General features: G+C 67.5%; 4 protein-coding genes. All 4 read right to left on the minus strand.

Translation table 11 applies throughout. The features are described 5' to 3' along the window. Window positions 1-403: 403 nt before the first annotated feature. Window positions 404-2,539, minus strand: coding sequence for a M13 family metallopeptidase (locus VLA96_00665; GenBank protein HSE47699.1), 2,136 nt, complete (start codon window positions 2,537-2,539; stop codon window positions 404-406). An 89-nt stretch (window positions 2,540-2,628) separates the two neighbouring features. After that, window positions 2,629-4,563 carry a c-type cytochrome gene (locus VLA96_00670; GenBank protein HSE47700.1) on the minus strand — a complete coding sequence of 645 codons (1,935 nt, stop codon included), beginning with the start codon at window positions 4,561-4,563 and terminating at the stop codon, window positions 2,629-2,631. A gap of 56 nt (window positions 4,564-4,619) precedes the next feature. Then, window positions 4,620-5,699: an MlaD family protein gene (locus tag VLA96_00675; GenBank protein ID HSE47701.1), complete on the minus strand. Its 1,080-nt coding sequence runs from the start codon at window positions 5,697-5,699 to the stop codon at window positions 4,620-4,622. A 135-nt stretch (window positions 5,700-5,834) separates the two neighbouring features. After that, window positions 5,835-6,556 (minus strand): hypothetical protein (locus tag VLA96_00680; GenBank protein ID HSE47702.1); only part of this gene is annotated, 722 nt, incomplete at its 5' end.

The raw sequence follows: 6,556 nt of genomic DNA on the forward strand, positions 1-6,556 counted from the left end.
CAGGCCGCCGACGATGACGGCCTTGCCTTCCATTCGCGGACGATGCCGCCCAGGTAGGCGAACATCGCGGTCTCGTTCCCGGCGAGCAGTGGGAGCCGGTTCTTCGTGCTGAAGATGAAGTGAACGTGAACGCTGGAGAGCGAATGTCCCATTCTGTCGCCCCTTCGGGGCTTTGCTGCTCTTGACTCGCGAGCCCACGGCTTGCGCCGTGCGCTGCGCATTCTCTCGCCGCTTCGCGGCTTGGTGCATGGGCGATTCTCGGCATCCGAGCATTCCCTGTCTGTGACGCACCGCACGCGCAAGAAACAACCGACGACACCCCGGTTTGTACCAAGCCAAAACAATCAGGGCCGCCTCGCGGCGGCCCTGCTGATCACTAATTGCTAATCGCTGATCGCTGCCCTCACCACACGCGGCACGACTTCTCGGCGCGGACCATCGCGTCGCCCGGCTTGCAGCTGAAGGCTTTCGCGAAGTCCGGCGAGTTCGAGACCACGCCGTTGGTGCGGAAGCGCCCCGGCGAGTGCGGATCCGAGAGCGCCATCGTCCGCGAGCGTTCCGGACGCACGTTCTCGCACCACACCTGCCCGAACCCGATCCAGAAGCGCTGCTCGGCGGTGAAGCCGTCTTTCTCCGGCGGCACGTTGCCGGCGTAGTGATCGCGCAGCGCCATGATGGCCAGGTTGGCGCCGCCGTTGTCGGCGGCGTTCTCGCCCAGCGTCAGCCGCCCGTTCAGCTTCACGCCCTCGATGGGCGAGTACTCGCCGTACTGGTCGGCGATGCAACTGGTGCGCTTCTCGAACTCGGCCTTGTCGGCGGGCGACCACCAGTTCTCCAGGTTGCCGTTGCCGTCGAAGCGCGCGCCCGAGTCGTCGAACCCGTGCGTGAGCTCGTGCCCGATCACGATGCCGATGGCGCCGTAGTTCACCGCGTCGTCGACCTCGTTGTCGAAGAACGGCGGCTGCAGGATGCCCGCCGGGAAGTTGATGTTGTTCTGCGGCGGGTTGTAGTAGGCGTTGACGGTGGGCGGCGTCATGCCCCACTCCGTCTTGTCCACCGGCCCGCCCACTTTCTTGAGCTGGCGGTTGATCTCGAAGGCGTTGGCGCGCAGCGAGTTGCCCAGCCGGTCGCCGCGCACCACCTTGAGCGCCGAGTAGTCGCGCCACTTGTCGGGATACCCGATCTTGTTCATCACGGCGTGCAGCTTGGCGAGCGCCTTGGGCTTGGTCTCGTCGGTCATCCAGTCGAGCGCCTTGATGTCCTTCTCCATGGCGTTCTCGATGTCCTTGACCATCGTCAGCATGCGCTCCTTGGCATTGCCGCCGAAGGCGACCTGCACGTAATAGACGCCCAGCGCCTCGCCCAGGTCCGCGTCGGTGGCGCGCATGCAGCGGTTCCACAGCGGCAGCTGCTGCTGCGCTCCGCCCAGCACCTTGCCATAGAACGAGAAGTTCTCGTCGCCGAACTGGCTCGGCAGCGAATCCGCCTGCCCGTGCAGGAACTGCCAGCGCAGGTAAGCCTTCCACTGCTCGAGCGGCACCGTCTGGATGGTCTCGTTCAGCGCCTTGAAGAAGCCCGGGTTGCCGACGTTCAGCTCGTCGAACTTCGGCGCCGTGGCGAAGTACTTGTTCCAGTCGAACGCGGGCGCCATCGCCTCGAAGTCGGCGCGCTTGGTCCAGTGGTCGAGCTTGGTGGTGTCGCGCCGCTCGGTCGGGGTCATGGCGGCGTTGGCCAGCTTCATCTCGATGTCCATCACCTGCTGCGCCTGCGTCTTCGCGGCGGCTTCGGACGCGCCCGCCAGCTTCAGCATGTTGGCGATGTGCGCCACGTACTGCTCGCGGATCTTCACCGACTTGTCGTCGGTCTTGGTGTAGAAATCCCTGTTGCCGAGCGCCATGCCGCCCTGGTCGGCCCAGGTGCCGGTGACCGAGGCGTTGTGCAGCATCGGGCGCGGGAACCACGCGAACATCCCGCCGATGCCCTGGCGGTGCAGCTGCGCCAGCACGCCCGCGATCTCCTTCTTGTCCTTGAGGCCGTCGATCATCTTCAGGTACCGCTGCGCCGGCTTCAGGCCCTTGGCGTTCGTGCCGGACTCATCCATGCAGCTGGCGTAGTAGTCGCCGATCTTCTGCTCGTTCGCGTCGGTGTACTTCTTCTTCGCCGCGGCCTTCTCCAGGATCTGGCGCGAGACCGCGCGGTTGTACTCGCGCAGCACCTCGAAGCTGCCCCAGCGCGTCTGGTCGGGCGGGATGGGATTCTTCTTGATGAAGCCGCCGCAGGCGAACTGGTAGAAGTCCTGGCAGGGCTGCGCCTCGCGGTCCAGGTAGTCAAGGTTGAAGCTCTTCGGGCGCACCGGTTCCGCCATGGCCGACGACGGCGCGGTGGTCGCCGCGACGTTGCCGCCCGACGGCTTCTGCTCGCCCGCCGGCGCCTTCTTCGCCGGCGACGGACCCGGGTTCGGATTCGCGGGGTTCTGGGTGGACGTCTGCGCCAGCATGAGCCCCGCGCAGACCAGGACGACCGACATCACGCGCAACATTCGCATAATTCTCCTTCAGGACAGAAGACGGCTGGGGACGTATCGGAAACCGATAAGTATAGACGCGGGACGCGCCGGAACGTCAGCCGCTACCGCGCGCAGCCCGGCTTCTTCGGACGGCACTGGCCGGTCACGAACCCCGCGATGTCCCAGGCTTCCTGCTCGGTCAGCTCGCCGCCCGAGCCCAGCGGCATGTTGGCGCGGATGAACGCCGCGAACGTGCCCGCGTCGGCCATGCCGGCGTCGGCGTCGAAGGAGTCCTTGCCCCACAGCGCCGGCCGGTAGTACGCGCCGCTCTGGTAGCGGCCCTCGCCCTCCGCCCCGTGGCAGAAGGCGCACTTCTGCAGGAAGACGCTGCGGCCGTTGGCGGCGTCCGGCGTCTTCGCCGCGATCTGCGGGAAGCCCGCCGGCGCCGGCTCGCTGCCGTGCAGCTGCTTCCACTTCGCCGTCAGGTCTTCGATGTACGTGACCAGCGCCATCATGTCGGGATGCAGCGCGCACTCGGCGTCGGAGCCGCACAGCGCTTCGCCGTTCATGCTGTTCCTGAAACACTGGTTGATGCGGTGGAAGAGCTTGCTGCGCCCGGGAAAGCGGTCGGCCGAGCCGACCCACCAGCCCGCTTTCGCGTCCGTGCCCGCGCGCAGGTGGCAGCTCGAACAGTGCAGCTTGGCCACCACGTGGGGCGCCCCCACCATCTCGTAGGTGCGGTCGGCCACCGCGCGCGCCCGCTGGTGGATGGCGGCGCCCTCCTTCAGCGGCGTGAAGGGCGCGGGCGCCGGCGGCCGCGGCAACGCGTCGTTCAGCGTGAAGGTGAAATCCGCCGACACGAACCGGTCGCCGCGCAGCGTGCGCGCCATCGCGTGGCAGCCCATGCACGACGACGTCTTCTGGATGAACGTCTCCATCGTCGTGTTCGCCAGCACCGCCGGCGTGGCATGGAACACCGTGGCGGGCGTCCCTTTCAGGAACGGCCACTGCGTGTCGACCATCTCGTAGTTGGCGAGGACGGAGTTCGCGCGCGCGAGCGCCGCCCGCATCGTCTGGTTGAGCGCGGCCACGTTGTCCACGAAGCCCGGCTGCGAGCACACCGGGTCCTTCGCCGGGATGGGCACCGCGCGCGTCACCTGGTTCGGGATCCCCGCCGGCGTCTGCCGATTCTCGAGCGCGCCGCAGTCCTTGCACGCCGGATCGAAGAACGAGGGGTCCGCGCCCGCCACGTTGTCCACGTGCTCGAACGTCGCCCACACCCACTGCGGCGCCGCCGCCGTCTTCACCATCAGGTGGAAGCCCACCAGCCCGACCGTGCGCAGCGCGCATCCGCCGCCTCGCCGCTCGCAGACCTCGACGCGCCGCGCGAGGTAGCGGCTCTCCTCCCCCGGCTCCAGCTCGCGCCACGCCGCCTTGAGCAGCATCGCGCCGTCGGGAAACTCGATCCGGTCGCTGCGCTCCTGCACGCGCGCGTCGTACAGCCGCTGCGCCACCACGTATTCGAACGCGATGCGGTTCATCCGGATCTCGAACTGCACCACGCGGCCCTTGCGGTCGGTCAGCGTCACCGGCAGCGTGCCGTCGGCGCCGGTCGGCTCCACCGCGTCCGCCAACCGGTCGTCCACCTTCTGCGCGCTGAACAGGCGCTTCACCAGCCGCCGCGCTCCGGCGCCGTCGTCCCAGGGCGGCGGCTTCCGACCGCTCGCCAGGTAGACCTCGCCGGGGTCCTTCCACGTTTCCCAGACGCGCGCTCCGGGGTCGCCGATGCCCTTGGTCGCGGCCGGCTCGCCACGCCGCATGCCCGCCGGCCAGTTGAGGGCGAGGAACGTCTGCCAGGAAAAAAGGTCGAAGGCGCGGTGCTGCGCGTTGAGGTTCGCCACCGGACCGGCGGCGTCCTTCGGGACCACGCACGCCAGGCGCGGGTTCGGCAGCGGCGTGCCGCAGACGGTGGGCAGCGCGATCTCCGGACCGCGCGCGCACTCCTGCGCGGGCGCGCCGAGGGCCGCCAGCAGCAGAAACGACGCGATACCTCGCATACTGCCCTCCTGGAGGCGGGTGAGCGCGGAGCGAGCGCGTTGCGGCGACCCTGCGATCAGAAGATCCGGAAGTGGATGGTCAGGTACTTCTTCGGGTTTTCGCGGATGGCCTTGACCAGGTTGCGCGTCTCCACCAGCATCTGGTCGGCGTTGGTGTAGAGCGACGGGTCGACCATCAGCTTGCCCACCGAGCCTTCGCCCTTGTCCATGCGCGTGACCAGGTTGTCGAGCCGCGCCATGGTGTTGTCGAGTCGCTTGGCGAAGGCCTCATCCTTGGCGATCATGCCGAGCGCGCCCTTGCCGGCGTTCACGTCGTCCATCAGCGCGTTGGCCTTGGCGATGGTCTGGTTCGCGTTGTCGTAGAGCGACGGGTCCTTGAGGAACTTGCCCGCCGAGCCCTTGCCGGCGTTCACGTCGTCGATCATCTTGTTCACTTTGTCGAGCGACGCATTCAGCTTGTTGTACATCTCGTCGTTGCGCAGCAGTTTGCCCGCCGTGCCCTTGCCGGCGCTGATGTCGTTCACCATTTTCTGCACTTCCGCGAGCGTCTGGTTCATGCGGTCGAACAGCGCCGGGTCCTTGAGGAACTTGCCCACCGAGCCCTTGCCGTTCTCCACGTCGGCCACGATGCGGTCCAGGCGCTGCACCAGCGCCTGCATGTTCTGCAGCGTCGACTGGCCGGCCTTCACCATGTCTTGCAGGTCGGCCTTCTGCTCGGACGCCAGCACGTCGTTGTCGGCGACCTCCGGCCCCTTGGCGCCGCGCGAGTTGATGTCCACGAACGTCTCGCCCAGCACGCCCGCCGTGCTCATCGTCACCTTGGAGTCCTTGTGCAGCGCGGTGTGGTAGCGCGTGTTCACTTTCATCGTCACTTCCACCGGCGAGAGCGTGTGGTTCGGGTCGGTCACGATGCGGATGCCGGTCACGTTCCCGATGTCCACGCCCTCCAGGCGCACCGGAGCGCCCTCGCGCAGGCCGCTGGCGTTGTCGAAGTAAGCTTTCAGCACCAGCTTCTTGGTGAAGATGCCGCCGGTCGAGTTCATCAGGAAGATGAGGATGCCCAGCACGACCAGCGACACGATGACCGTGACGCCCACGCGTAACTGCGACCACCGCAACTGTTGCTGGCTAGGCACGTCTCTCCTCCGGAAGCACGCAAAGGCTCGCTGGGGAAGTTTGGGAGCGCCGCATCATAGCAGAACCCCCCACGGAGGTCATCCCGAGCGAGTCCGCCGTGCGGACGAGTCGAGGGACCTGCATTTCTCAGCCGATCAGGCGACAGACGCGCGCCACCGCCGCGTCAGCCCCAGCGCCGCCAGGTACGCCACCGCGCCGCACCCCAGCGTCACGCCCAGCCCGAAGTGGATGGCGATCACCATCGCCAGCACCGACCCGAACACGCTCGACGCCGCGTTCATCGCCCACGCCCACTCCGTCGCGGCCCCATCTTCACCGGCAAAGGCCACGACCTGGAGCCCAGTGGGGAACGGCATCCCCATCGCGAATCCCAGCGGCACCAGCACCAGCGCGGTCAGAGCGAGCTTGATGCCGAAATCCAGCCCGACCAGCGACGTCAGCATCGGCGGCAGCACGAATAGATAAAGGACGATGGCCGCGACGATCGCCCCCAGCGCCCACCGCACCCGCCGCGGGTCTACCGAGCGAGGATCCAGGGTAGAGACGGCCTTCTGGCCGTCTCCGGGGCGCGACGTCATCCACCTCCGCGCGAAGATCGAACCCGCCCCTGAGCTCAACAACATCAGGAACACCACCACCGTCAGCGCGTACGTCGGGTGCCCCAGGAACAGGACGAAGCGCTGGATGAACGCGATCTCCACCAGGATGTAGCCCAGCCCCACCGCGACGAAGTACCACAGGCCGCGCGTCCCGTGCAGCCGCGCCGGCTTGTAGAGCGCCAGGGGCAGGATCAGGAACCCGACCACCGCCACCGCCGAGATCCCCAGCAGCATGAACAGGACCACCGAGCCGAGGT

This window comes from Terriglobales bacterium (genome assembly GCA_035457425.1).
Classification (GTDB): domain Bacteria; phylum Acidobacteriota; class Terriglobia; order Terriglobales; family Acidobacteriaceae; genus JACPNR01.

Excerpts from the sequence above, each read along its gene's own strand:
- VLA96_00670 (HSE47700.1), bottom strand. The coding sequence starts at position 4,563 with ATGCGAGGTATCGCGTCGTTTCTGCTGCTGGCGGCCCTCGGCGCGCCC.
- VLA96_00665 (HSE47699.1), bottom strand. The coding sequence starts at position 2,539 with ATGTTGCGCGTGATGTCGGTCGTCCTGGTCTGCGCGGGGCTCATGCTG.